The sequence below is a fragment of the Caballeronia ptereochthonis genome, from assembly GCF_001545075.1.
GTDB lineage: Bacteria > Pseudomonadota > Gammaproteobacteria > Burkholderiales > Burkholderiaceae > Caballeronia > Caballeronia ptereochthonis.
This window is the reverse complement of the sequence record NZ_FCOB02000020.1, coordinates 1-24,982: the sequence shown is the minus strand read 5'-3', so window position 1 is coordinate 24,982 and position 24,982 is coordinate 1. Positions and strand designations below refer to the sequence as shown.

Genomic DNA, 24,982 nt, shown 5'->3' with positions numbered 1-24,982 from the left:
GCGCCGAGCAATTGCCGTTTCGCTACAACTCGCTCCGTTTTGCCTACGTTTCAGGCGCTCACGCGCGTTACGGCCGACTGCATGCGTGCAACGAGCGTCTTCGCGGCGCGCTCGCCGCTCGCGCACGCGCCCGTCAGGAGCGCTTGCGAGAGCCAGTCGCCGCAATACACGATCGCGCTCGCGCCGCCTTGCCGGCGGTCTTCCTGCCAGGCCCAGAAATTCGCCACGCGCGCGCCGTATCCCGGCGAGAACACCGGCAGCTTGCGCGGGATCCACTGGTTCGCGACCGCAACCACATGCCGGTCGAAATCGGGAATACGCGCGCGCAGCTCTTCGCGCACCAGCACGTCCAGCTCGTTTTCGAGGCCGCGTCGCACGGCCTCGTCGGCGGCTTCGGGCGTGAGCTGGCAATAAATCTGGTTGAGCGGCCGGCCGCTCGCAGGCGCGGCGGGCAACTGCTGGTAGGTCGCGATCCTGCCGGGCTGGCCGCGCATCGCGAAGTTCATCTTCGGCGGCAGCGGCAACGCGAAGCCGTAGTGCACGACGCCGAGCGCGTTGTAGCGCACGGCATCGAGCATGGTGCGCTCGGCGCTCGTCGGCGCTTCGACCAGCGCCTTCGCAAGCGAGCCTTCCACCGCGCAGACGGCGTAGTCGGCATGCACGCGTTCGCCGTTCGCGAGCGTCAGCTCGACGCCGTCGCCCACGGCGCCGCGCCGGATGGTGCGCACGGGCGTCGAGGTGCGTACGGTCAGCTGCGCGGCGAGCGCGTGACACACCCGGCCCATGCCGCCCTTCAACGTATGCACGGTGGTCTCGCCGATCATGTGCGGCACCGTCGACGCATAGAAGAGCGCCGACAGCGTCTCGGGGTTGAAGCTGCGCGTCGCGCGAAACACAGGTTCGACCATTCGCGCAAGCACGTTGGGCCCGAGGGTCTCACGGATGTACTCGGCGAGCGTGATGCGATCGAGCCGGGGATCGGCGTCGAGTGCGCTCGTCGCCCAATCGGGGTCGACGCGCGGCTTCAGGCGGCGCATCGAAAGCGCGTGCGTGACGAGCCGCAGGCGTTCGCCGGCGGCGAGGCCCGGCGTGGCGAGCGAGCGTGGCGAGGGCATCAGTTCGATGGTGTGCGCGCCGCCGGGGGCGATGCATTGCGCGCTCAGCCGGTGCAGCGGCACCAGCGCATCGCCGAGCGACAGCTCCTCGACGAGCCGGTTGAACGCCTGGCCGAACGGATACACGAGTCGCGCGCCGCTGTTGAACACGAGATCGCCTTCACGGCGATCGCCCATGCGTCCGCCGACGACCGGCTGCGCATCGAAGACGGTCACGCGCACACCGGCCTGCTGCAGGCGGTAGGCCGCCGTCAACCCGGCGATGCCCGCGCCGACGACCGCGACATGTCGATCGGAAAGAGAGTGGCTCATCGTTTGAATTCGGAAACTTGAATACGGTTAGCCGACCGGCTTGGTCACGTCGGCGGACACGCGCAGTTCGATCAGCGACACGCCGCTTGCGGCCAGCGCGCGATGAAGCGCGGGCGCGAACGCGTCGGTCGTCTCGACGGTCTCGCCGCGCGCGCCGAGCGCCCGCGCGAACGACGCGAAATCGATCGCGCCGAGCGCCGTGCCCGTCGTGCGGCCGAACTGGCGGCGCTGGGCGCTCTCGATCGCGCCATACGAGCGGTTGTTCACCACGATCACGAGCAGATCGATCCCGAGCCGCACGGCGGTCTCCAACTCCTCGGCGTGCATCATGAAGCAGCCGTCGCCCGCCACGGCGACCACCCGCCGGGCAGGCGCGAGGAGCGCCGCGCCGATCGCCGCAGCCAGCCCGTAGCCCATCGCTCCGCTCTTCGGCCCCAGTTGCGTGCCCGGCCGGCGATGCCGCAAATAGCGTTGGGGCCACATTGCATAGGCACCCGCGCCCGAGGCGACGAGGGCATCGTCGGGCAGCGCGGCGTCGAGCGTGGCGTAGACCGCGCGCAGATCGAGCGGACCCGGGCAACTCCCCGAGCTCGTGAAAGCAAGGCGCTCCGCCCGCGCCGTGGCGACCCACGTGGCGCGTCCGGCATGCGGCGCGCCGGGCGCCGGGCTCCGCGCGGCGGCATCGGCCCAGGCTTCGACGAACGCGTTCGCATCCGCAGGGATGGCGAGGTCCGCGCGATACGCGCTATTGAGCTCGGCCGGCTCCGGGTGGACGTGCACCAGCACGTTCGACTGGCGCGGCGGCTTCCAGAGCGTGAAGCCGCTGAAAGCGCCTGCCCCGACGGTGTTCAATTCGCCGAGCCGTCCGTTGACCACGATCACGAGATCGGCCTGGGCGATGCGCGCGGCGAGCGCCTTGTCGATGCCCAGCCCGACTTCGCCAACGGAGTTCGGATGCTCGTGATCGATCAGGTCGCGGCGGCGGTAGGTCGTCGCGAGCGGCACGCCGTGCGTGTTGGCGAGCTCGGTCAGCACGCGCAGCGAGTCGTTCTGCCAGCCGGTGCCGCCGACGATCATGAGCGGCCTCTGCGCCGCCGCAAGCAGGGCTCTGAAGCGCGCGAGGTCGGGCGCGGCGGGGGCGGCGGCCGACGGCGACGGACGCGCCAGATCGGCGACCTCGGCCAGCTCGCGCGAGACGTCCTCGGGCAGAACCAGCACGACGGGCCCGCGACGCCCCGACATCGCGACGTGCCAGGCCCGCGAGAGCATTTCAGGAATGCGCGCCGCCGATTCGATCAGTCCGACCCACTTGGCGAGCGGCCCGAATACCTGATGGAAATGGCCGACGCCGAGCATCGCTTCGCGCTCGGCGGCGCCCATGCCCGCCTGCCCGACGATCATCACCAGCGGCGCGCTGTCGGTATGCGCGGTATGCACGGCGAGCGTCGTGTTGAGCGCGCCGGGCGCGCGCGCCGCGAGACAGACGCCCGGCTGGCCGCTCAATTGCCCGATGGCCTGCGCGGCGAATGCCATGCCCGCTTCGTGACGAAAGCTCGCAAGGCGAATCGACGGCGCGCGCACCGCGAGTTCGTCGACGAGCTCCAGAATGCCCTCGCCCGGAATGAAGGTGACGACGGGCACTTCGAACTGGCGCAGCATATCGGCCAGGATCGCCGCGCCGCTGCGGCTTTCGCGCGGCGTCGGCAACATGTTGTTCAGCACTTGACCATCCTCGTGAATGGGCGGCGCCGGCCGCCCGCAATGCGTTCGCTCAAAAGCGATGGAAGATGCCCGCCGTCACCGCGAGCTGACGCTTGCTGGTTGACGCGCCGCCGCTGCTCGCATATTCGATGTTCGCGTGCTGCGCGTCGCCCGCGGCGAGCTGGAAGATCGCGTCGACGTAGAGCGCCGTGCGCTTGGACAGGAAGTAGTTGTTGACCAGCACGAACTGATGATACTTCGGCGAGAAATCGGTAGGTTGCACCTTGCCGAGCGTGTACACGTAATCGAACGCCGACTGGAAGGCCGGCGTGAAATAGTGGCTCACGTTCGCTTCGATGTTCGTGTAGCCCGCGCGGCCGTGCGTCAGGCCCAGTTGCGCGACGCCCAGGTCGTCGTAGCGGCTGTGGGTGACGACCAGGCTGAGCGTGGTCTGTCCGAGCACATACGAGCCGCCGCCGCCGTAGATTTCCATGCTCGACGGCGCGAGCGCGTAGGAGAAGGTGGGCGACTGCGCCGAGATCGACGGGAAGAGCGCGGTGTTCCAGATCCCTTCGCTCGCCGCCACGGAAGGATGGTTCATCCGCATGTACGCCGCCGAAAGCGAGAGCGGGCCGCTCGCATAGTTGAGGCCGAAGCTCACGGCGCTCTGATTGCCGAAGCTGCCCGCGACGCCGCCGAAGCTGTACATCGCCCCGCCCTGCAGCCCGCGATAGTTCGGCGACACGAATTTCACGGCGTTGTTCGTGCGGAACTGGAAGTTGAAGTTGTTGTTGTCGCCGACCGTCGCCGCATATCCGTTCCAGCGGAGCGGCGCCGAGTATTGCGCGAGCCAGTCCTGCGTGAAGTCGTACTGGCGCCCGAAGGTGAGCGTGCCGAACGTGTCCGACTGCAAGCCGACGAACGCCTGCCGGCCGAATTCGCGGCCGCCCTGCGACATCGTGCCGGTGTTCGGATTGAAGCCGCCTTCGAGCGTAAAGATCGCGCGCAGCCCGCCTCCCAGATCTTCCACGCCTTTGAAACCCCAGCGGCTCGGCCCGTTGGCCGTCGCAACCGACGGGCCCTTCAGTGAATTGTTCGTGTAGATGAGGCCTTCCATCAAGACACCGTACAGCGTGACGCTGCTCGACGATGACGTCTGGGCGTGTGCGGCGGTGGCCAATGTAAGCAGCAGCATCGCAGGGCAAATTCGTTTCATGCTTTTATCCCGTGTAGGCGGTGATGACTCTGGAGTCGAACCTGGTCTCGAGTGCGGTGAAGCGGCGCATGGGTGCGAGCGCCAGGACTGGAGACTAAAAACCGGCGCGCCGGCCGACAATCGGGTCAAAAAAGTTAGAACCGAAATCCTCCAATTGAGGATCGGATGACTAGCGGGCGCCACGAGCGCATGCGGGCAAACCCGCACGTTCTGCCGCGCTGACGCCCGGCAAGGCGCGATGTGTACGCGGCGGCGCGCAGGCGCAGGCCGCGAATCGAGGGCAGACGCCCAAATAGATAGGCAATCGGATTTGTTTGGGTTGCCGGCCTGCCCGCGCGCGGCGCTTCTTTACACAATGGGCGGCAGTCGAGCGCTCCCATCCACTTCAGGTTCCACTCCATGCGTCCACTCGTTCCTCAATCCGGCATCGCCTCATGTCTCTCGTCGCTCTTGCGCAAGCTGCCGGCGCTCGCCGCCGCCGCGGCGCTCATTCATGCGAGCGGCGCGGCCGCCCAGGCCACGACGGTGATCGGCATTGCGAACTTCGGGCCGCATCCCGCGCTGTCGCGCACGATCGCCGGTTTCAAGGAGGAGATGACGAAGCAGGGCTACGTCGACGGCAAGAACGCCGAGTACGTCTACAGCGACGCGAACTTCACGCCGGGCTTGATACCGCAGACGCTCGCGCAGATCGTCGCGCGGCATCCCGCCGTGATTCTCACCGTGACGACGCCCGTCGCGCAGGCCTCGGTGCGCAACGTATCGGATCACTCGGTGCCGCTCGTCTTCACGCAGGTGACCAACCCGGTCGCCGCCGGCCTCGTGCCGGACTGGGCGCACGGCAGCGACCGCATCACCGGCACGGCGAGCGTCACGGACTACGACGCCGTGCTCGCGTTCGCCAGGAAGGTGTTCCCGAAGGCGACCTCGTTCGGCGTGCTGTACAACGCGGGCGAAGTCAACGACGTCGCCGCGATCGCGAGCCTCAAGACAGCCGCGAGCAAGGCCGGGCTCGAGATGCTCGCGACTTCCGTGGATTCGACCGTCGACGTGCCGCAGCGCACGGCCACCATGAAGGGCGTCGGCTTCTTCTATGCGATCGGCTCGAATCTCGTGCAGTCGTCGCTGCCGGCGGTCGCGTCGGTGACGGATCGCATGAAGGTGCCGATCATCAGCGCCGAGCACGAGATGATCAAGAAGGGCGACATCGTCGCGGTCGCCTATGCGCCCTCCTACGAGTCGCAGGGCGCGCACGCCGCCGACCTCGCCGTGAAGATGCTGCGCGGCACGAAGCCTTCCGCGCTCCCGGTCTACCGGCCGCAGCCGGGCGACTACGTGGCGATCATCAATCGCGCGAAGATGAAGGCGCTGAACCTTCCGATCGCGCCGTCGCTCGATAGCTGCAACTGCTTCATCAACTGACCATGCGCGCGAACGCTTCCGCCCCGCGCACGCGCACGATCCATGGCGTGAGCATCGGCATCCTGATGCTCGATACGGGATTCATGCGTTTGCCCGGCGACATCGGGCATGGCGCGACCTGGCCCTTCCCCGTGCAGTACGCGCTGGTGGAGGGCGTGAGCGGGCCGCAGGTGATGGCCGCCGCGGCCGGCGACAACGAGGCGGCCGCGCCGCTGCTCGAGCGCTTCGTCGACGCGGCGAACGGACTCGCCCGGCTCGGCGTGGACGCCGTCACGACGAGCTGCGGCTTTCTCGTCCTGTTCCAGCACCAGCTTGCCGCGCGCTGCGCCGTTCCGGTGGCGACGTCGAGCCTGCTGCAGATTCCGCTGGCCGCGAGCCTTCTGCGCCGCGGCCAGCGAGTGGGCGTGCTGACGGCGAAGCGTTCGGCGCTCACGGCCGCGCATCTGCTCGCGGCGAACGCGCCGCCCGATCTGCCGGTCGCGGGCCTGCCCGAAGCGTCGCGCTTCTTCCAGAACAACCTCACGAACGCGGCGCAGGTGAGCTTCGACGAGCAGGCAAAGGACATCCTCGATTGCGCTCAGCGTCTCGTCGACGAGCATCCGGACGTCGGCGCGATCGTCAGCGAATGCGCGAATTTCGCGCCGTATTCGGCGCTCATCGCCGCGCGCTTCGGTGTTCCGGTATATGACATCGTGAGCCTCGTCGAGTGGTTTCACGCGGGTCTGCGTCCGCGTGTCTACCGCCATCCAACGGAGTTGAAGATTTGACGAACGCATTCCGCGACCCCGCCGCCCACAGACACACGCGCTGCCGCGTTGGCATCGACATCGGCGGCACCTTCACCGATCTCGTGCTCGAGACCGGTGAGCGCCGCATCACCCACAAGCTGCTCACGACACCGCTGGCGCCCGAACGAGGCGTGCTCGACGGCCTCGCGGCGCTGCTCGCGAAGGCGGACGCGGCGCCCGGCTCGCTCGACGCGGTGATGCACGGCACGACCCTCGCCACCAACGCGCTGCTCGAACGACAGGGCGCAAGGACCGCGCTCCTCACGACGGAGGGCTTTCGCGACGTCATCGAAATGGGCACGGAAAGCCGCTGCGACCAGTACGACCTGATGTTGCGCAAGGCCGACCCGCTCGTGCCGCGCGCGCTGCGTTTCGCGGTCACGGAGCGCATGAGCGCGCGTGGCGACGTACTGCTGCCGCTCGATCACGCGATGGTGGAGGCTCGGGCGCGGCAGATCGGCGAAAGCGGCGCCCGAAGTCTCGCGATCGGCTTCCTGCACAGCTACGCGAACCCCGCGCACGAACAGCAGGCGGCGGAGATCGTCGCGCGCATCCTGCCCTCGCTCGACATCAGCCTCTCGTCCGATGTCTCGCCCGAAATGCGCGAGTTCGAACGCTTCTCGACGACTTGCGTGAATGCCTACGTGAGGCCATTGATTCGCGGCTATCTGGACCGGTTGCGCGCGGGCCTCGATGCACTCGGCGTGCGCGCGCCGCTCCTGATGATGCTGTCGAACGGCGGCCTGTGCGACGTCGCGACCGCATGCCGCCATCCGGTGCGGCTGCTCGAGTCGGGACCGGCGGGCGGCGCGCTGCTCGCCGCCCGCCTGGCACGGGAACATGGCTTCGACCAGGTGCTGTCGGTGGATATCGGCGGGACCACGGCCAAGCTGTGCTTCATAGACGGAGGCGAGCCGCAGACCGCGCGCTCCCTCGAAGTCTCGCTGTTCTATCGCTTCAAGGCGGGCAGCGGCATTCCGCTGCGCATTCCCGTGATCGAACTCTCGGAGATCGGCGCGGGCGGAGGCTCGATCGCGCGCGTCGACGATCTCGGCCGCGTCGCCGTGGGCCCGGAAAGCGCGGGCTCGCAGCCCGGCCCCGTGTGCTATGCGCTCGGCGGCGAGCGGATCACGCTCACCGACGTGCATCTGCATGCCGGTCGCCTCAGCCCCGAATACTTCGCCGCGGGCACGATCGCGCTCGATGCGGCAGCGGCCTCGCGAGCACTCGACGCGCAGATCGCGCAGCCGCTGCGTGTCGATGCCGACGAAGCCGCTTACGCCGTCGCGGAGATCGCCGATGAAGCGATGGCGCAGGCCGTGCGCGAGCACGCGGTCGATACGGGCCGCGGCGTCGCCGGCCGCACGCTGATCGCGTTCGGCGGCTCGGCGCCCTTGCACGCGGCGCGCCTCGCGGACAAACTGCAGATCGACCGCGTGCTGATTCCGGCTCAGGCGGGCGTTGGCTCGGCGCTCGGCTTCCTGCACGCGGCGCTCGCGTTTGAAACCACGCAGAGCCTGCATCAGGACCTCGAGCGCTTCGATGCATCTGCGGTGAACGCGCTGCTCGCCGAGCTGACCGCACGCGGCCGCGCCGCGCTGGGCGCGCTCGATCCGGACATGCCGAGCACGGCGACGATGCATGCGTTCGTCCGCTACAAGGGACAAGGCCACGAGCTGCGCGTGCCGCTCGCGGACGTCTCGTTCGGCGAGGACGGCGGCCAGCGCCTGTCGGCCGCGTTCGTCGACGAATACGTAAAGCGCTATGGCCGCTCGATCGAAGGCGCGGGCATCGAGGCGCTCGGCTGGACCGTGACGGTGACCGGCCATGAAGCGGCCCGCGCGGCCGTCGTCGCGCGCCGGGTGCAAGGCGCGCTGACCGGCGCCGCGCCGTCGCGAAGTGTCGAGACCCGCAAGGTGCTCGATCAGGCAAGCCGCCGGCGTGCGGATTTTGCGGTGGTCGCCCGCGACGCGCTCGCGACGGGCGCGAGCGCCGCCGGGCCGATGATCCTCGTCGACAAGGAGACCACCATCGTCGTGCCGCCGGCCTTCGACATCCGCGTTCTCCACAACGCCGACATTCTTCTCGAGCGCAAGCCGCTCGCTTCCCGCGCGGAGGCATGACACATGTCCTTTCAGGCCGGAGACGACATCGACGTCGTCACGCTGCAGATCGTCTGGAACCGCCTCATCTCGACCGTGGAGGAACAGGCGCGGCTGCTCATGCGCACCGCCTTCAGTCCGACCGTGCGCGAGGCCGGCGACTTGTCCGCGGGTGTCTTCGATGCGCGCGGCCGGCTCGTCGCGCAGGCCGTGACCGGCACGCCGGGTCATGTCAATTCGATGGCGGCGGCCGTGCGCCACTTCGTCGAGCGCTTCCCTGCCGGTTCCATCGGCGAGGACGATCATCTCATCACGAACGACCCGTGGCTCTCCTCGGGCCATCTGCACGATGTGACGGTCGTCTCGCCCGTATTCGCGAAGGGCGAGCTGATCGCGTTTTTCGCCTGCACGTGCCACCAGGTCGATATCGGCGGCCTCGGGCAAGGGCCGGATGGACAGTCGGTCTACGAAGAAGGCCTTTGCATTCCGGTCATGCGGCTGATGCGCGCGGGGGCGCCCAACCAGGATCTGCTGGATATCATACGCGCCAACGTGCGCCAGCCGAATGAAGTGGTGGGCGACCTGCTCTCCTACGTGACGGCGAATTCGTTGAGCGGCAGGCGTCTCGTCGACACGCTCGGCGAATACGGCATCGACGACTTCCAGGCGCTCGCGGACGTCATCATCGAACGCTCCCTGCGGGCGACGCGCGCGGCGATCGCCTTGTTGCCCGACGGAACATATTCCTACGCGATGCAGATCGACGGTTATTCCACGCCCGTCGATCTCGTCGCGGAACTGACGATCGACGGCGACCGGCTCAGTGTCGACTACGCGGGGTCGTCGAAGGCAAGCGCGCGCGGCATCAACCTCGTGCTGAACTACACCCGCGCCTACACGCTTTATGCGCTGCGCGCGGCGATCGCGCCCGAGGTGCCGAACAACGCAGGCTCGCTCCAGCCGTTCGAGATCGACGCACCCGTGGGCTCGATTCTCAACGTGCAGCATCCGTGGCCGGTGAGCGCGCGGCACATCATCGGGCAATTCTTGCCGGACGTCGTGTTCGGCTGCCTCGCAGCCGTGATGCCCGAACGCGTGCCGGCTGAAGGCGCGTCGTGCGTCTGGGGCGCCCAGTTGCGCGGCGGTCCGCAGGTCAGCGCACTCGCCGGCACGCCCGAGCACGCGACGCCCGCGTTCGAGACGCTTTTCTTCAACAGCGGCGGCTCCGGCGCGAGACTGGGCGCCGACGGACTCTCGGCGACCGCCTTCCCGAGCGGCATCAAGGCGATCTCATGCGAGGTGATCGAAGCCGGCAACCCGATCGTGATCTGGAAAAAGGAATTGCTCGAAGACTCGGGCGGCATGGGCCGCTGGCGCGGCGGGATGGGACAGCGCATCGAGATCGGCACCATCAACGGCGCGCCGTTCCAGTTCTTCGGGATGTACGACCGTATACAGCGACCCGCGCGCGGCCGCGACGGCGGAGGGGCGGGCCGATGCGGCTGGGTCGGTCTTGCGGATGGCACGCCACTCCCGTCGATGGGTCTGCAGACGATTCCGGCGCATGCGCGTCTGCGGCTGGACGTGCCGGGCGGCGGCGGCCACGGTGCGTCTGCCGAATCAGGAGAAGCGCCCGCGTCCGATTTCCGAATCAAGGGTGGGAATCCGTGAGCTCGTCGCGCCCCTCATCGTCGCGCGCGGGATACCGGTGTTGGCCAAATCGGAGGACAACGGCGCTGATCGCCAGCACTGCGATGCCGAGCGTAGTAACGAGGATATGCTGGTCCGCCGTGTCGCCCCGGTTCAGAATGAGATCTCGCGCCAGCGACGCCATGGCGATATAGAGCGGAAATCGAACCGGCAACTGGCCAAGGCGTAGATATCGCGCGTCCATTGCAAGGACTTCGAGATACAGGAACATCAGCAGCAGGTCGGTGAGCGAGACGGTGCCGGCCCTCAGGACCTTCCAGGTCTCCTGAGCCATGGCAAACGCCGTGGCGAGGCCGATCAGGATCAGCACCGTCAGCTCGACCACGTTTATCACGTGGTCGAATCTTCGTCGGACGCTTTCGGTCAGGCCTTGTGTAAAGTGCTCTTTCATTGGGGACCGGGCATCATTGGAATTCAACGCAGCAACGACGAGTCCAGAAGCCTGGAAGCGTCATCGTTGGCAGGCGCTTCAAGGCAGTCTTCTTCCTTGCCGCGAGCGACGTACATCCTTTCCAGGATTTCAGGAATGGATGTCTTCAGCAACGTCACGATCGCGCGTACCCGCGGCGGCACCGGACGTTGTGCCTGGATCAGCAGGTTCAGCTCGAAAGACGGTACCTCGTACTGAGGCAGGATCCGGACGAGCCGGCCGTCTGCGAGCGCATCGGCGCAAGCCGGATCCTCCAGCACGCCGATCCCGACGCCGGAGAGAATCGTTTCATACACGGGCCGCCAATGACTGGTCCTGATGACTGTGCGAATCGACGCGTTTTCCACGACGGTCGCGTCGTGCCGGAGCGGCAACTGGTCCGTGCCGAACATGCCCTGTAACCGAATGAACGGATGCCTGATCAGATCCGACGGCTCCAGAATGAGTCCGTGCTGGCTCAAGTAGCCCGGCGCGGCAACAAGCGTACGCCCGATCTGCCCGAGCTGACGGGCAATGAACGCGCCTTCTCCAAGCGGTCCCAGACGAAACGAAATGTCCACGCCCTCCGTCACGAGATCGGCGACCCTGTCGTTCAGCATCAGTTCCAGTTCGATCTGCGGATATGCCGCGCGAACGAGCGCCAGCGTCTTCGTGACGACGGTTTCGCCAAAGCAGTGAGGCGCCGCGAGGCGAATCGTTCCTCTGACTGCTTGCTCATCATTCGACATTTCAGCCACCGCCTGTTCTACCGCAGACAGAATTCTCTTGCTACGCTCGTAGAAGGCGATGCCGTCGGGCGTGCAATTGAATGCGCGGGCACTGCGAAGCAGGAGCCGGCAACCGAGATATTTCTCGAGCCGCTCGATGCGTTCGCTCGCGGCCGGCTGTCCGATGTCGAGGTCTCTCGCCGCGTTGGAGATACTCCCGCGTTCGACGACCCTGACGTATATGCGCATGGCTTCCAGGAGATTCACTTTATTCGCCCCGCCTTTGCGCCGTCACAATGATGAGCCGCCCGGCCTGCGGGCCGCCGATGGTCTGCGCCGGTTGATTCCTTCCAATTTGCCTTTTTCATTCTCCAGCCTCGATCGTTGTGCGCGGGTCCCGCCATCGGGATCCCGAATCGTGTATTCGATGGAGGAAAGAGTACGGCCGGCGCGCCGGTCGCGAAGTGCACAGATCGGGCTGGCTCCCGTCATTACAGTTTTGCTACGATCTCGGCACCGGGCGACAATCTATCGGCGCGAGCGCGCCCGCGCCAGGAAGGCGGCCAACACCACTCACACAGCGGACGTCACGGGAGTCGTCGGATGAATCTCTACGAGAAGCTTGCAGACGACATCGAGCGGTCGATCCGGCAAGGCGTATACCGTCATGGAGAGCGCCTTCCGTCGGTTCGTCAGACGAGCCAGCAACATCGGATCAGCGTCACGACCGCCATTCGCGCGTACTTGTTGCTCGAAAGCCGCGGCCTGGTGACGAGCAAACCCCAGTCCGGCTATTTCGTCAATTTCCACGGCGACGCGGGCGAGCGCAAAGTGCTCGAGCTCCGCCCGTCGAGACCGATCCCCATCTCGTCGCCGGTCGACGTCAGCCGACTGGTGTTGTCGACGCTGCGTTCGATCGGCGTCGACGATGCGGTGCCGCTCGGTTCGCCCTACCCCGATCCCAGTCTGTTTCCGTTCGAGCGGATCAACCGCTATGCCTATGACGCGGGACGGGGCAAGGCGCAATGGGGCGTGACCGATGCGCTGCCGCCGGGCAACGCGAAGCTCGTGCGGCAAATCGCGCGTCGCTACCTCGAGAACGGCATGGCGGTCGATCCGAATGAGATCATCATTACGGTCGGCGCGACCGAGGCCATCAATCTCTGTCTTCAGGCGGTCGCAAGGCCCGGCGATGTGATCGCGGTCGAGTCGCCGACGTTTTATGCGATGCTCCATGCAATCGAACGCATGGGCATGAAGGCAATCGAAGTATCGACTCATCCGGAGTACGGCATCGATATCGAGGCGCTTGCCGCGATCGTGAAGTCGCAGACGGTCACCGCCTGCATGGTCATGCCCAACTTTCAGAATCCGCTTGGCTTCCAGATGCCCGACGAGCGCAAGCGGGAGCTTGTTCAGTTCCTGACCGCGCAGGACATCCCGGTCATCGAGAACGGCGTCTACAACGAGCTGCACTTCGACCGCGCCCATCCGAGCACGTTGAAGTCTTTCGATACCAAGGGACTGGTGCTTCACTGCTCCTCGTTCTCGAAGAGCCTGACGTCGGCCTACCGGATCGGCTGGGCTTTGCCGGGGCGCTATCGTGATCGCGTCGAGAAGCTCAAGTTCCTGAATACGCTGACCTCGCCGTCGATTCCACAACTGGCGATAGCGGAATTCCTCGAACGCGACGGATACGAGCACCACCTGAGACGGGTGCGGAAGGCCTATGCACAGCAGGCCAATCTCATGAAGGCGATCGTTTCGCGTTTCTTTCCCGAGGGGACGCGCATATCCAACCCCACGGGGGGATACGTGCTGTGGATCGAATTGCCCTCCAGCGTCGACGCGATGCGTCTCTACAAGCTCGCGCTCGATCAGGGCATCACGATCGGTCCGGGCTACATGTTCTCGATTTCCGAGTCGACCTACCGGAATTTCATACGGCTCAACTACAGCAGCCCCTGGTCGAGCGAGATCGAGCAGGCCGTGATTACCGTCGGCAAGCTCGTCGCAACGTGTGCTCGCTAGCGTCTCCCGCTTTGTCCGCTGCACGGGCTGGCACGCCGTCAGCCCCCGACAAGCGACATGCGGACCGTCGGATAGACTCGTCCTGATCCCCTTTTGCGCTGCGTCGATCGAAGTTCGGAGTAGCGGTCATCGCGCTGGACCCACTGGCTGCGGATGGCCACGGCCAGTTGCTCGACCGACGCGGCATCCGTGAGCCATGGCGTAAGGTCCGTACCTTCCTTCGCGAACAGGCATGAATAAAGCCATCCGTCGGCGGATATGCGGGCGCGCGAGCACGAACCGCAGAACGGCTGCGATACGCTCGCAATGAATCCGACGTCACCTTCACCGTCGGCATGGCGATAGTTGACCGCGGTGCCCCTCTGCTCGGTAGCAGCGAGAGGAATCAAGGGAAACTCCGACTCGACGACGTCACGAATCTCGCGAGCCGTGATCACCTTCGCGTTCGACCACTCCGCCGCGCCCCCCACGTCCATGTATTCGATGAAGCGCACCGCCACGCCGGTGCCTTTGAAAAGCCGCACGAGCGGCAAAATCTGGCTGTCGTTCACGCCTCGCTCGACCACGGTGTTCACCTTGATCGGATCGAGCCCGACCGCGCGCGCCGTCTCGATCCCGTTCAGTATGCGAGACACAGGTATGTCGATATCACTCATCTGGCGGAACACCGCGTAATCGACGGCGTCGAGACTGACCGTAACACGGCCGAGACCGGCGTCACGAAGCGATCGCGCCTTCGCGGCAAGAAGGGAACCGTTCGTCGTGAGCGCGAGTTCCATCGCCGTGCCGCTTATGGTCGTCAGTTTCGCGAGCTGCTCTATCAGCGATTCGAGGCCGCGCCGCAAGAGCGGCTCGCCGCCGGTGATGCGTATCTTTTCCACGCCGAGCAATGCGAACGCCCTCGCGAGCTTGAGCATTTGCGCGAACGGCAGGCGTTCCGAAGACGGCAGAAACGGATAGTCTGCGCCGAACGTGTCCCGGGGCATGCAGTAGGTGCAACGAAAGTTGCATTGATCGATAACCGACAGCCGCAAATCCCGCAGGGGCCGATCGAGCCTGTCGAGAATGGGTGTGGCATCACCGGCGGACAGGCGATCACGGGAGGCCGTATCAGCTGGTATCGGCTGGTCGATTATCTTCACGGTCTATTCGAGAATGAACTGCGAGTGGTAGGGCCGCGCAGCGGCCGTCAATGTTCCGAGCGAAGAACCTCTGCCCGGCGCATTGGCTGTACTGCAGGATAGCTGGTTGGCGCGTGCATGCGACGAACAGTTCGTGTCGACATCCGGAAGCACAGTCTTGCGCACATTCGACTCTCGCGCGCCCGCCACGACGCGGCCCAACGCACCGCACGATCAGGTCAGTTGATACGGGCGTACGGGTACGACCTCGTCCGGAATCTCGCATCCGCACAGTTCCAGAACGGATCGTTCAATGTTGCGAGTCATGGCGTCGAGCGCCAGCGCATTCGGCGCGACAGAAAACGGCTCCGCGACTTCACTCGCGATCGCTTCCAGCGCAATCAGCGTGTACGAGATAAAAACACAAAGCAGAGGTGTGAAAAACTCCGTCGAATCGACGAGACCGAACGGGAGCAAAATGCAATAGGCGTAGACGGTCCGATGAAGCAATACACTGTAGGAAAACGGAATAGGCGTCGATGCGATTCGCTCGCATCCGCCAATTGCCTTGCCCAATTCGTTGATCTGCGCGTCGAACATCCAGAGCTTCGTCTCCGAAGCCTGCGCGCGCGCCTGCAAATCGGCCACGTCCCGACGAACGTCATTGAGAAGCGCAGTGGGCTTATAGCAGGTGTGCTGCAACGCCTCGGTCCGCGCGCGCCCGAGCAGGGGGAGAAGATCCGGAACCGGATCGGTTCGACGCAGCTCGTGCTTCAGCGCATAGATGCAGGCGATGAGCGTGCGGGCTATGTTCGTCTTGTCCGCGCCGGACGGGACGTAGCACAAAATCTGCGACGTCAGGGACCGCGCGGAGATCAGAAGATTGCCCCAAAGATGGCGCGCCTCATTGAACCGTTCGTAGCTCGCGTTATTGCGAAACGCGAGAAATATGGCGAGAGCCAGACCGAACAACGTGAAAGGCGCCGTATTGAGCGGAATCTTCTCGCCGAAAATGCGCCCCTGCGTGAGCACGGCGAGACTGCTGACGATCCCCATGAAAACCAGCTGCGGGATAATCGATTGCAACACGGAACCGTTCCAGACGAACAGCAATCGGAACCAGTTTTGGTTTGACCTCACGATCATGATTTGCTCTTTTGATGTACCGATTGCGCCGTTGCCGTCAGTGATATCCTGCGTCCCCTTCCCTCACCTTGCCGCGGAACACGCGGTATTGCATGGCGTTGTAGACGAGGATGATCGGCAGCACGATGACCGTTCCGACAAGCGCGAATAGCTGGCTCGAGTGACTTGAAGAGGCTTCCCAGATAGTCAGCGAAGGCGGAATCATGTTCGGCCAGATGCTGATGAGCAGGCCGCTGAAACCGAGGAAGCACAGTGCGAGCGTAAGAAGGAACGGCGTGGCCTCGTGCTTCAGCCGGACCGCACGGAAGATGCCCCAGACGCAAAGAAGCACGAGGATCGGCACCGGAAGAAACCATCCGAGATTGCCGCTTCCGAACCAGCGATGTGCCACCGCCGGCAATCCGATCACCGTCCAGAGACTGACGACGGCGATCGCCCCAAGCAGCACGATCACGATCGGCCTCATCAGCTCGCGCATCTTGCGTTGCAGTTCCCCGTCCGTTTTGAGGATGAGCCAGCCGCAGCCGAGCGTTGCATACGTGATGAGCACGCCGATTCCGCAAAACAGGCTGAACGGCGAAAGCCAGTCGAACGGTGCACCGACAAAACGGCCGTCGACGATCCGGATGCCTTGCAGAAGAGACCCCAGCACGATCCCCTGGCAGAGCGCCGCAAGTGCGGAACCGCCGATGAAGGCGAGGTCCCAGGCGTGCTGGGTCCGGGTGGCCTTCGCTCGCAACTCGAACGCCGCCCCACGGAAAATGAGTCCCACGACCATCAGGATCAAAGGCATGTAGTTCGCCGGCAGCAGCGTCGAATAAACCACCGGGAACGCGCCGTAAAGCCCGGCGCCGCCGAGCACGAGGAAGGTCTCGTTCCCGTCCCAGACCGGGGCGATGGTATTGAGCATGACCTGCCGCTCACCTTTCCCCTCGAAAAACGGGAACAGCAGGCCGATGCCGAGATCGAATCCGTCCAGCATCACGTAGATGAACACGCCGAGCCCGATGATCGCGGCCCACACAACGGGAAGGTCGATTTGCATGGCGTCATTCTCCTTCCAGTGCGTCGAGCGGGCGATTCCGCAACACAGGGTATCTGCGGGACAGGCGGCGCTCGACGTGCTCCTCCGGTCCGCGCTTCATTATCTTCATCATGTAGTACACCCCCGTTCCGAACACCAGGAAATACACCAGCACGAAGATCAGCAACGAAACGCCTGCTTGCTGCGCGCTGATCGGTGAAAGGGAATCCGCGGTCCGCAAAACACCGTAGACGGTCCACGGTTGCCTGCCCACCTCGGTCGTGATCCAGCCGGCCAGCAGCGCGACGATTCCCGACGGCCCCATGCAGAGGACGAAAATCTGATACCAGCGCGCTTCATAGAGCCGGCCGTGCCTTCTGAGCAGCAGACCAAGAACCGCGGTCAGCAACATCAGCATTCCCAGACCTGCCATCACGCGAAACGTCCAGAAGACAATCGGTGAATACGGGCGGTCCTTCGCGGGAAATTCCTTCAGCCCGCGAATTTCGCCGTCCCAACTGTGCGTCAGTATGAGACTGCCCAGATGCGGGATCTGGATCGCGTATCGCGTCACCTCTGCGTCCATGTCGGGCAGACCGAACAGATTGAGCGCCGTGCCACCGTGCTCGGTTTCCCAGAGACCTTCGATTGCAGCGATCTTCGCCGGCTGATATTCACGCGTGTTGAGCCCATGCGCATCGCCGACGAGAATCTGGACTGGCGTGAGCAGGAGCAGGATCCACAACGCCATCGAAAAGCTGCGCTTGACGGGTTTGTCTCGTCGACCATACAGCAGATGCCACGCGCCGCAAGCCGCGACAATGAAGCCCGCGACGATGAACGCGGCGATGGTCATATGCGCGAGGCGATACGGGAACGACGGGTTGAAGATCACCTTCATCCAGTCGACCGGCACGATACGTCCGTTCTCGATGGCGAATCCCTGCGGCGTCTGCATGAAACTGTTCGATGCGAGAATCCAGAAGGTGGAAATGAGCGTGCCCACCGCCACCATCAGCGTGGCAAAGAAGTGAGCGCGCGGGCTGACTCGCTCCCATCCGAACAGCATGACGCCGAGAAACCCGGCCTCGAGAAAGAAGGCCGTCAGCACTTCATACGTCAAGAGCGGTCCGGTGATGTTTCCGGCAACACTGGAAAACCCGCCCCAGTTGGTGCCGAATTCATAGGCCATGACCACACCGGACACCACGCCCATTCCGAAGCCGATCGCGAAGATCTTCGACCAGAACAGGAACATCTCCTTGTAGGCAGCGTCGCCCGTCAGCAGCCAGCGCCATTCCAGCACGGCGAGGAAACTGGCCATGCCGATGCTGATCGCAGGGAAGACGATATGAAACGAGACCGTGAAGGCGAACTGCAGCCTGGCGAGGTGGAAGGCATCGAATAATTCCATGGCTGAACAATTTGCTCCTGGTTGTAACGGCAATTGCGGCAAGAGAAGGGTTGTGAGACGACAATCGGCCTTGCCGCTTATTGCTCACGGTCGTGAGGAGGTCGTGCGTAGCCGAAGCATCCGGCCAGGCGTGCCTGGCCGGATGCTTCGCGCAGAACTGCGTTCGATCCGACGCGTCAGGTGCTCGCGGTCAGGCTTGCGCCGAACGTACGACGTGAACAGGAACGGACTTGTACGAAGGCGTGCCGCTTTCCTTGTCGATATAGTCGAGCGGCACCAGCACGTTCGCTTCGGGATAGTAGGCGGCCACCGAACCCGGCGCGATGTCATAGACAATGGCCGTGATGTTCTTCAGGCGCAGCTGTCTGCCGGATGCGATCGTTTCGATGTCGACCAGGTCACCATGTTCGAGCCCGCGCTCGGCAAGATCCGCTTCGTTCATGAACAGCACGTCGCGCCTGCCAAACACACCCCGATACCGATCGTCGAGGGCATAGATCGTGGTGTTGTACTGGTCGTGGCTGCGGATCGTGATGAGGCGCAAGACACCGGTCGCGCCGAGCACGTCCGCATCTTCCTTCACTCCACGGTACACCGAGAACATCGCCTTTCCTGACGGCGTGGGCCATACGCGCTCGGTGGGAGGCAATGGCATGCGGAATCCTCCGGGCGTTCTGATTCGCTCGTTGAACGCTTCGAATCCCGGCACCGTTTGCTCGATCAGATCGCGAATCTTGTCATAGTCGGCGATCAGGTCCTTCCACGCCACCTTGCTGTCCGGCAGCGTGGCGCTGGCGATGCCCGCAATGATCGCGGGCTCGGACAGCAGATGCCCGGATGCGGGCGTCAGTTTTCCCGACGACGCATGGACCATCGACATCGAATCCTCAACGGTGATGGACTGCCGCCCGGTCGCCTGCATATCGAGCTCGGTGCGACCCAGGACCGGCAGCAGATAGGTTTCCTTCGCCACCAAAAGGTGTGATCGATTCAGCTTCGTGCCAAGGTGAACGCTCAGATCGAGCTTGCCCATCGCGGGAAACGCCAACTCGGGGTCGGGTAGCGCAACCGCGAAATTGCCGCCCAGGCAAATGAGGGCCTTGGCCGAGCCGGCGACCATCGCCTGCATCGCCTGGACGGCATCGTGCCCGTGCTCCCTGGGCGGCTCGAACCCGAACACGTCCTCGATCTTCTGGAGGAAGGTCTCGGAAGGCTTTTCGGTGATGCCGACCGTCCGGTTGCCTTGCACGTTCGAATGCCCGCGCAAGGGACAGATACCCGCGCCAGGCTTGCCGATGTTGCCTCGCATGAGCAATAGATCGGCGATCAGTCGGACATTGGCTGTTCCCTTGTTATGCTGGGTGACGCCCATGCCGTACGTGACGATCGTCGCGTTCGATTTGGCATAGGCAATGGCGACCTCCTCGAGATGTTCACGTTCGAGCCCGCTCGCCTTTTCGATATCGTCCCATGACGTTGCTTCCAGATCGGCTGCGCACGCCTCGAAGCCCTGGGTATGAGTGGAAATAAACTCGTGATCCAGCACGGTTCCACCCTGCTCCGCGTCCATCTGGAGGAGCGCCTTCATGATGCCTTTAAGGGCGGCTGCGTCTCCGCCGGCGTCCAGCTGAAAATAGGTCGACGCGATGCGAGTCGAGCCGAACGTCGCCATTTCAACGACGCTCTGCGGATCGGCGAAGCGCTCGAGCGCGCGCTCGCGCAGAGGATTGAATACGATGATGGGGACGTTGCGCCGTGAGACTTCGTGGAGCGTTCCCATCATGCGAGGGTGATTCGTCCCGGGGTTGTGGCCGATGGAGAGGATGAGTTCGGTCTCGTCGAAGTCGTCCAGCGATACCGTGCCCTTGCCGATGCCGATCGACTGGGGCAGCCCGACACTGGTCGGCTCGTGGCACATGTTCGAGCAATCGGGGAAGTTGTTGGTCCCGAATTCGCGTGCGAACAGCTGGAAGAGATACGCCGCCTCGTTCGAGGCTCTTCCCGATGTATAGAATTCGGCTTCGTTCGGAGAAGATAAACCGCGCAGAACCTCGCCAATGCGCGCAAACGCATCTTGCCATTCGACGACCCGAAACTTGTCCGTGGCGGCATCGTAGACGAGAGGATGCGTCAGCCGGCCGAGACCCTCCAGTTCGAAATCCGAACGTTGCAGCAGCGATGACACGGTGTTGTTTTCAAAAAACTCGGGGGTCACCCGCTTGGTCGTCGCTTCCCACGTGACCGCTTTGGCGCCGTTCTCGCAGAACTGAAAAGTAGACTTGTGCTCCTTGTCTGGCCAGGCGCAACCCGGACAATCGAAGCCATCAGGCTGATTGGTCCGCAACAGCGTGATCGGCGCCTCGAAGCTTTCCATCTGGGTTCGGACGGCCTGAGCTGTCGCACGGAGCGCGCCCCAGCCCCCTGCAGGTCCGTCATACGGTCGGATTCCTGGCACTTCACGTCGCGTGGTCATATGAGACTCCATGAACTTCCCAGATGACTGGGAGGCTGTTTTAACAGCGGGTTGCGCCTTCATCTCGGCATGGTGCCGAGGTGCGTTCAGTCTAGCCGGGCCGTTGGCTCGCGACAGATACAGAACGAGCGATGGCGAGCAAGCACAGAACACCGTGATGGCGTCTGCTTCCTCGAGCGATCAAATGCCGGGGCTCCGGTCTTCGAGGAGCATCATCGCGCCCTCCATGCCGCATCTGTGACACTTCAGCGGACACAGCTCCCGGTCGGCGAATCGATCCGGATCAACGAAGCAGCCTCGAATTTCGGCGCACGGTTTCTGCGCATGCCTGCGCACGGTCGCAATGCCATGCATCAGGAAGGCGTGGAGACAAGGAAGTCTGGTGACCAACGCGCCCCTCCACCGTTACCATCGAAGCGACGCCTCGATGTTCTCGGAATTTTAAGGACGTACCACGCGCAAGTTAATATCGGCTTTGCCGATGATAAGAATTGGAAGGCGAACCTCAGTCAACGCCGAGGCGATCGCAACGCGCTCGCTGCATTCAGCCGCACAGGCCGGCGTGAATCGATCAGTGCGTCCTTGTCCCGCATCGGGTATCAGCGATGGATGGCCGAGGAGACAAGAAGATGGAAAGGAAGCACCAGCAGCGCGGTAGAAACGACCCCGAGGAGCCATAGTGCAATGAACCAGAGCAACTGCTTCGCGTATGGCCGACTGCCCTCGTGGCCCGCACCAGGGTTCGCGCCGTTCCGTGGCGAGTGCCGCCCTCCCTCGCGCTGCTCGCCGACAGGCTCGTCATCGGGTTCGCTTTGCCGGATGGTCATGATCGTGCTCCCGAGAAGAACAGAGTCCGGAAAACGCGTTCCGGGTTCGCGGAAGGAGTTCTAATCGAACCTGCGTTCCTTCGTTTTGAGTGCGTAGGTGCTTCACTAAAAAATCGCTCTTTGGCCGTGACGTGGGCTATGCTGATTGAAACACCTTTTTAAGCGATCAGGAGGTGCGCCATGCAACAGCAACAAGCGGAGTTCGACTTCTACATCAACCTCGCGAAACCCACGCTCGGGCTCTACGTCCGCAAGGGCGCGGGCCTGCCTGATTTCGCGGCGGCCGAAGCAAAACAGTGGCAGTTTTCCGGGCATATCTGGCAAAGCGAGCTGTCGCCCGAAATCCTCAAGGAACTCGATGCGAACGGCCACGCCTTCCAGGAGCTGGGCAGCTGACATCGCCGCCCGGCTCCTTTGGAACGCCTACGCCCGCGCGATCAGGATTCGCTCCTGGCGGACTCCTTCTTGCCTTCCCCGGACTTCGCCGCGCTCTTCTTGCTCGCCGGCTTGGCCTTCTTCTCCTTCGGCTTCGCTTCGGATTCGACCTTGTTGAACACTACCTTGTCCGTCTCCTTGTCGTAGCTCACGTCCACCGTGTCTCCGGATTTGAGCTTGTCGCCGAGGATTTCCTTCGCGAGCCGGGTTTCCAGTTCCTGACGAATCTGGCGCTTCAACTCGCGCGCGCCGAACTCCGGCCGATAACCGACATCGGCGAGATGATCGATGACCGAATCCTGCACCTTGAGCGTGATGTCCTGCGCCGCAGCCGTTCGCGTGACGCGTTCGATCTGGATCTGCACGATCGCCCGGATGTTCTCGCGCGAAAGCCCGTGAAACACGATGATTTCGTCGATGCGGTTCAGGAACTCCGGCCGGAAGTGGCCCTTGAGCACATCCATCAGCTTCTCGCGGATCGCCTTCTCCGAGTCGCGGTCCTTCTCGCTCTTCTCCAGGTTGTCCATGATGATGGACGCGCCGAGATTGCTCGTCGAAATGATGATCGTGTTGCTGAAGTCGACCACGCGGCCCTTGCCGTCGGTGAGGCGGCCGTCGTCGAACACTTGCAGCAGCACGTTGCTGACATCGGGATGCGCCTTCTCGATCTCGTCGAGCAGGATCACGCTGTACGGACGGCGGCGCACGCGCTCGGTCAGCTGACCGCCTTCGTCATAGCCGACATATCCCGGCGGCGCGCCGATCAGCCTCGCGACCGCGTGCCGCTCCATGTACTCCGACATGTCGATGCGGATCACCGCGGACTCGTCGCCGAACACGGATTCCGCGAGCGCCTTCGCGAGCTCGGTCTTGCCGACCCCGGTCGGCCCGAGGAACAGGAAGGTCGCGATCGGCCGGTTCGCCTGACCCATGCCGGCACGTGACAGACGCACCGCATCGCTCACGGCGGTCACCGCTTCGTCCTGCCCGACGACGCGCTCGCGCAGCTTGTTCTCCATGTCGAGGAGCTTCTGGCGCTCTTCCTGCGTGAGTTCGGTGACCGGTATGCCGGTGAGACGCGAGACCACTTCCGCCACCGACGCGACCGTCACTTCGAGCGTCTCCGAGCCGGTCTTGCGCTGCCATGCCTCGGTCTGCTCGTCGAGCTTCGCCTGCTTTTCCTTGATGCGCTCCTCGAACCCCTTCGCTTCATCGAAACGCTTGCGCGATGATGCGTAATCCTGCTCGCGCTTCATCTGCGCGATCTCCGCCTCGAGCTCCTGGATCTCGGCCGGCCGCGAGGTCGAGCCGATGCGCACGCGCGCCGCGGCCTGATCGATGAGATCGATCGCCTTGTCGGGCAGATAGCGCGACGTGATGTAGCGATCCGAGAGCTCGGCGGCGGCGACGAACGCATCGTCCGCGAAGCTCACCTGATGGTGCGCTTCGAGCTTGTCGCGCAGCCCGCGCAGGATCACGATGGTCTGCTCCACCGTCGGCTCCGGCACGAGCACGGGCTGGAAGCGCCGCTCGAGCGCCGCATCCTTCTCGATGTACTTCTGATACTCATTGAGCGTCGTCGCACCGATCAGGCTCAGCTCGCCGCGTGCGAGCGCGGGCTTGAGCACGTTGGCGATATCGAGCCCGCCTTCGCCGCCGCCCTGGCCCGCGCCGACGATCGTATGCAGCTCGTCGATGAACACGATCAGCTCGTCCTGCTTGGCCGTGATCTCGTCGATGAGCTGCTTGGCGCGCTCCTCGAACTCGCCGCGATACTTCGCGCCCGCGACCATCGAGTTGATGTTGATCTCGATGAGCCGCTTGTTGCGCAGATCTTCAGGCACGTCGTCGTTGACGATGCGCTGCGCGAGCCCCTCGACGATCGCCGTCTTGCCCACGCCCGGCTCGCCGATCAGCACCGGATTGTTCTTCTTGCGCCGCGCGAGCACTTCGATCGTGCTCTCGATTTCCTGCGCGCGTCCCAGCACCGGATCGAGCTTGCCTTGTCGCGCCATCGCCGTGAGGTCGCGGCCGAACTTGTCGAGCGTGGGCGTGCCGGTCGGCGTGTCGACGCGGCCGTCTTCCGCGCCCTTGCCGACGACCTTCACCACTTTCTGGCGCAAGGCCTCGGCTGTGACGCCGTATTTCTTCAGCAGCGCGCCCGCGATGGAATCCGGCACGGCCGCAAGCCCGATCAGCACGTGCTCGGGACCGACATACGAATGCCCGAGCTCGCGCGACGCCTGGAACGCATACTGGAACGCCTTCTTCAGGCGCGGCGAGATGGTCATCTTCTCGACGGGCGCATCGGGGTCGGCGTTGCCCTTTTTCGCGTGCTCGTCGATGTAGCGCTTGATGTCCTCCGGCGATAGCTTCAGTTCCTTGAAGAGCGCCTGGACGATATCCATGTCCGCCAGGACATAGAGCACTTGCTCCGTATCGAGCTCCGTTTTCTGCAGCTCGTGCGCCTTTTCCGCGGCACGCTGCAGCAGTTCCATCGTCTGCTCGCTGAAGGCGTCGGTGACGTCGACGGATTCGCGCGGCACCGAAGCGACGAGACCTTCGTCGTCTTCATCGTCCACGCCTCCCGAGCCGGGCATGCCGCCCAGAAGACGCGACAAGCCGCCGCCGCCCAGGAGGGAATCGAACGGATTCAGCATGCTTTGATGCCGCATCAGTTGACGGTAGTCGTATTCGCAGATCGACATCGACTTGCGCTGACCGTTCTGCACCACCGCCACTTGTGCAACCGCGGGCCGGACATGACAAATTTCGCAAAGAGCAGCCATGATCAATCGTCTCCGTGTTCTGGGCAGTTCACCATCGAGCGCGCCGACATGCGACCATCGGCCCGGCTCGACCCGAACCACCGCGTGGTAGCCAGGTCCTTCTCCCCAAGGTCTTTTATGGCGTCGTGCTGTCCGATGCGGCCGGGCGTCATTCCCCCGCCGCGATGGAAACCGAAGCCTCGCTCGTCAACATCAGGAACGTCAGTGTCTCGCGCAGAT

The 24,982-nt window shown here is 64.1% G+C and carries 18 protein-coding genes; 6 read left to right on the top strand and 12 right to left on the bottom strand.

The features are described 5' to 3' along the window. Positions 1 to 50: 50 nt before the first annotated feature. From AWB83_RS21045 to AWB83_RS21035, 3 genes are read right to left on the bottom strand one after another with little or no spacing between them, the layout of a single operon-like run. The gene (locus AWB83_RS21045; protein ID WP_087047559.1) at positions 51 to 1,427 is read right to left on the bottom strand and encodes a protoporphyrinogen/coproporphyrinogen oxidase; all 1,377 of its coding nucleotides are present in this window, start codon (positions 1,425 to 1,427) and stop codon (positions 51 to 53) included. Between the two features lie 27 nt (positions 1,428 to 1,454). After that, the gene (locus AWB83_RS21040; protein WP_244197824.1) at positions 1,455 to 3,149 is read right to left on the bottom strand and encodes a thiamine pyrophosphate-dependent enzyme; all 1,695 of its coding nucleotides are present in this window, start codon (positions 3,147 to 3,149) and stop codon (positions 1,455 to 1,457) included. Positions 3,150 to 3,198: 49 nt separating this feature from the next. Then, on the bottom strand, positions 3,199 to 4,344 hold the full coding sequence (locus AWB83_RS21035; protein WP_087047558.1) for a porin: 1,146 nt from the start codon (positions 4,342 to 4,344) through the stop codon (positions 3,199 to 3,201). 399 nt (positions 4,345 to 4,743) lie between these two features. Between AWB83_RS21035 and AWB83_RS21030 the strand changes: the two genes are divergently transcribed. From AWB83_RS21030 to AWB83_RS21015, 4 genes are read left to right on the top strand one after another with little or no spacing between them, the layout of a single operon-like run. Continuing rightward, positions 4,744 to 5,766, top strand: a complete 1,023-nt coding sequence (locus tag AWB83_RS21030; protein WP_087047557.1) for an ABC transporter substrate-binding protein — start codon at positions 4,744 to 4,746, stop codon at positions 5,764 to 5,766. Between the two features lie 2 nt (positions 5,767 to 5,768). After that, positions 5,769 to 6,533 (top strand): aspartate/glutamate racemase family protein, encoded by a 765-nt coding sequence (locus AWB83_RS21025; RefSeq protein WP_087047556.1) that lies wholly within the window; start codon positions 5,769 to 5,771, stop codon positions 6,531 to 6,533. Further along, complete coding sequence (locus AWB83_RS21020) at positions 6,530 to 8,677, top strand: hydantoinase/oxoprolinase family protein (RefSeq protein ID WP_087047555.1); 2,148 nt, start codon at positions 6,530 to 6,532, stop codon at positions 8,675 to 8,677. Before AWB83_RS21025 ends, AWB83_RS21020 begins: the two co-directional genes overlap by 4 nt. A 3-nt stretch (positions 8,678 to 8,680) precedes the next feature. Then, complete coding sequence (locus tag AWB83_RS21015) at positions 8,681 to 10,327, top strand: hydantoinase B/oxoprolinase family protein (RefSeq protein WP_087047554.1); 1,647 nt, start codon at positions 8,681 to 8,683, stop codon at positions 10,325 to 10,327. Here the strand turns inward: AWB83_RS21015 and AWB83_RS21010 are convergent. Together AWB83_RS21010 and AWB83_RS21005 are read right to left on the bottom strand one after the other, a co-directional pair. Continuing rightward, entirely contained in the window at positions 10,308 to 10,757 is a 450-nt protein-coding gene (locus AWB83_RS21010) for a phosphate-starvation-inducible protein PsiE (protein WP_087047553.1), read from the bottom strand. The genes AWB83_RS21015 and AWB83_RS21010 overlap by 20 nt on opposite strands. 23 nt (positions 10,758 to 10,780) lie before the next feature. Continuing rightward, a complete protein-coding gene (locus AWB83_RS21005) occupies positions 10,781 to 11,770 on the bottom strand; it encodes a LysR family transcriptional regulator (RefSeq protein WP_087047552.1) in 990 nt (329 codons plus the stop codon). Between the two features lie 336 nt (positions 11,771 to 12,106). Here AWB83_RS21005 and AWB83_RS21000 point away from each other — a divergent pair, with 336 nt between their 5' ends. Then, positions 12,107 to 13,534 (top strand): aminotransferase-like domain-containing protein, encoded by a 1,428-nt coding sequence (locus AWB83_RS21000; protein WP_087047551.1) that lies wholly within the window; start codon positions 12,107 to 12,109, stop codon positions 13,532 to 13,534. A gap of 38 nt (positions 13,535 to 13,572) precedes the next feature. Here the strand turns inward: AWB83_RS21000 and moaA are convergent, their stop codons facing one another. The 6 genes from moaA to AWB83_RS36985 form a co-directional block, all read right to left on the bottom strand. Beyond that, the gene (moaA, locus tag AWB83_RS20995) at positions 13,573 to 14,676 is read right to left on the bottom strand and encodes a GTP 3',8-cyclase MoaA (RefSeq protein ID WP_087047550.1); all 1,104 of its coding nucleotides are present in this window, start codon (positions 14,674 to 14,676) and stop codon (positions 13,573 to 13,575) included. A 213-nt stretch (positions 14,677 to 14,889) separates the two neighbouring features. After that, positions 14,890 to 15,801 (bottom strand): bestrophin family protein, encoded by a 912-nt coding sequence (locus AWB83_RS20990; protein WP_087047549.1) that lies wholly within the window; start codon positions 15,799 to 15,801, stop codon positions 14,890 to 14,892. Between the two features lie 37 nt (positions 15,802 to 15,838). Next, positions 15,839 to 16,846 carry a cytochrome d ubiquinol oxidase subunit II gene (cydB, locus tag AWB83_RS20985; RefSeq protein WP_087047548.1) on the bottom strand — a complete coding sequence of 336 codons (1,008 nt, stop codon included), beginning with the start codon at positions 16,844 to 16,846 and terminating at the stop codon, positions 15,839 to 15,841. Positions 16,847 to 16,850: 4 nt separating this feature from the next. Then, complete coding sequence (locus tag AWB83_RS20980; RefSeq protein ID WP_087047547.1) at positions 16,851 to 18,239, bottom strand: cytochrome ubiquinol oxidase subunit I; 1,389 nt, start codon at positions 18,237 to 18,239, stop codon at positions 16,851 to 16,853. 190 nt (positions 18,240 to 18,429) lie between these two features. After that, positions 18,430 to 20,712, bottom strand: a complete 2,283-nt coding sequence (locus AWB83_RS20975) for an FdhF/YdeP family oxidoreductase (RefSeq protein ID WP_087047546.1) — start codon at positions 20,710 to 20,712, stop codon at positions 18,430 to 18,432. Between the two features lie 599 nt (positions 20,713 to 21,311). Beyond that, complete coding sequence (locus tag AWB83_RS36985; RefSeq protein ID WP_087047544.1) at positions 21,312 to 21,539, bottom strand: hypothetical protein; 228 nt, start codon at positions 21,537 to 21,539, stop codon at positions 21,312 to 21,314. A gap of 180 nt (positions 21,540 to 21,719) precedes the next feature. On the opposite strand from AWB83_RS36985, the gene AWB83_RS20960 reads away from it, so the two are divergent. Further along, entirely contained in the window at positions 21,720 to 21,935 is a 216-nt protein-coding gene (locus AWB83_RS20960; protein WP_087047543.1) for a hypothetical protein, read from the top strand. A 41-nt stretch (positions 21,936 to 21,976) separates the two neighbouring features. On the opposite strand, the gene AWB83_RS20955 is transcribed toward AWB83_RS20960, so the two are convergent. Further along, positions 21,977 to 24,763, bottom strand: a complete 2,787-nt coding sequence (locus AWB83_RS20955) for an ATP-dependent Clp protease ATP-binding subunit (protein ID WP_087047542.1) — start codon at positions 24,761 to 24,763, stop codon at positions 21,977 to 21,979. Positions 24,764 to 24,982 lie beyond the last annotated feature (219 nt).

Bases quoted from the DNA above. Each gene is read 5' to 3' on its own strand.
- AWB83_RS20980 (WP_087047547.1), bottom strand. From the start codon at position 18,239: ATGGAATTATTCGATGCCTTCCACCTCGCCAGGCTGCAGTTCGCCTTC.
- AWB83_RS21025 (WP_087047556.1), top strand. From the start codon at position 5,769: ATGCGCGCGAACGCTTCCGCCCCGCGCACGCGCACGATCCATGGCGTG.
- AWB83_RS36985 (WP_087047544.1), bottom strand. From the start codon at position 21,539: ATGACCATCCGGCAAAGCGAACCCGATGACGAGCCTGTCGGCGAGCAG.
- AWB83_RS21000 (WP_087047551.1), top strand. From the start codon at position 12,107: ATGAATCTCTACGAGAAGCTTGCAGACGACATCGAGCGGTCGATCCGG.
- AWB83_RS21010 (WP_087047553.1), bottom strand. From the start codon at position 10,757: ATGAAAGAGCACTTTACACAAGGCCTGACCGAAAGCGTCCGACGAAGA.
- AWB83_RS20975 (WP_087047546.1), bottom strand. From the start codon at position 20,712: ATGACCACGCGACGTGAAGTGCCAGGAATCCGACCGTATGACGGACCT.
- cydB (WP_087047548.1), bottom strand. From the start codon at position 16,846: ATGCAAATCGACCTTCCCGTTGTGTGGGCCGCGATCATCGGGCTCGGC.
- AWB83_RS20955 (WP_087047542.1), bottom strand. From the start codon at position 24,763: ATGGCTGCTCTTTGCGAAATTTGTCATGTCCGGCCCGCGGTTGCACAA.
- AWB83_RS21035 (WP_087047558.1), bottom strand. From the start codon at position 4,344: ATGAAACGAATTTGCCCTGCGATGCTGCTGCTTACATTGGCCACCGCC.
- AWB83_RS21030 (WP_087047557.1), top strand. From the start codon at position 4,744: ATGCGTCCACTCGTTCCTCAATCCGGCATCGCCTCATGTCTCTCGTCG.
- AWB83_RS20960 (WP_087047543.1), top strand. From the start codon at position 21,720: ATGCAACAGCAACAAGCGGAGTTCGACTTCTACATCAACCTCGCGAAA.
- AWB83_RS21045 (WP_087047559.1), bottom strand. From the start codon at position 1,427: ATGAGCCACTCTCTTTCCGATCGACATGTCGCGGTCGTCGGCGCGGGC.
- AWB83_RS21015 (WP_087047554.1), top strand. From the start codon at position 8,681: ATGTCCTTTCAGGCCGGAGACGACATCGACGTCGTCACGCTGCAGATC.
- AWB83_RS20990 (WP_087047549.1), bottom strand. From the start codon at position 15,801: ATGATCGTGAGGTCAAACCAAAACTGGTTCCGATTGCTGTTCGTCTGG.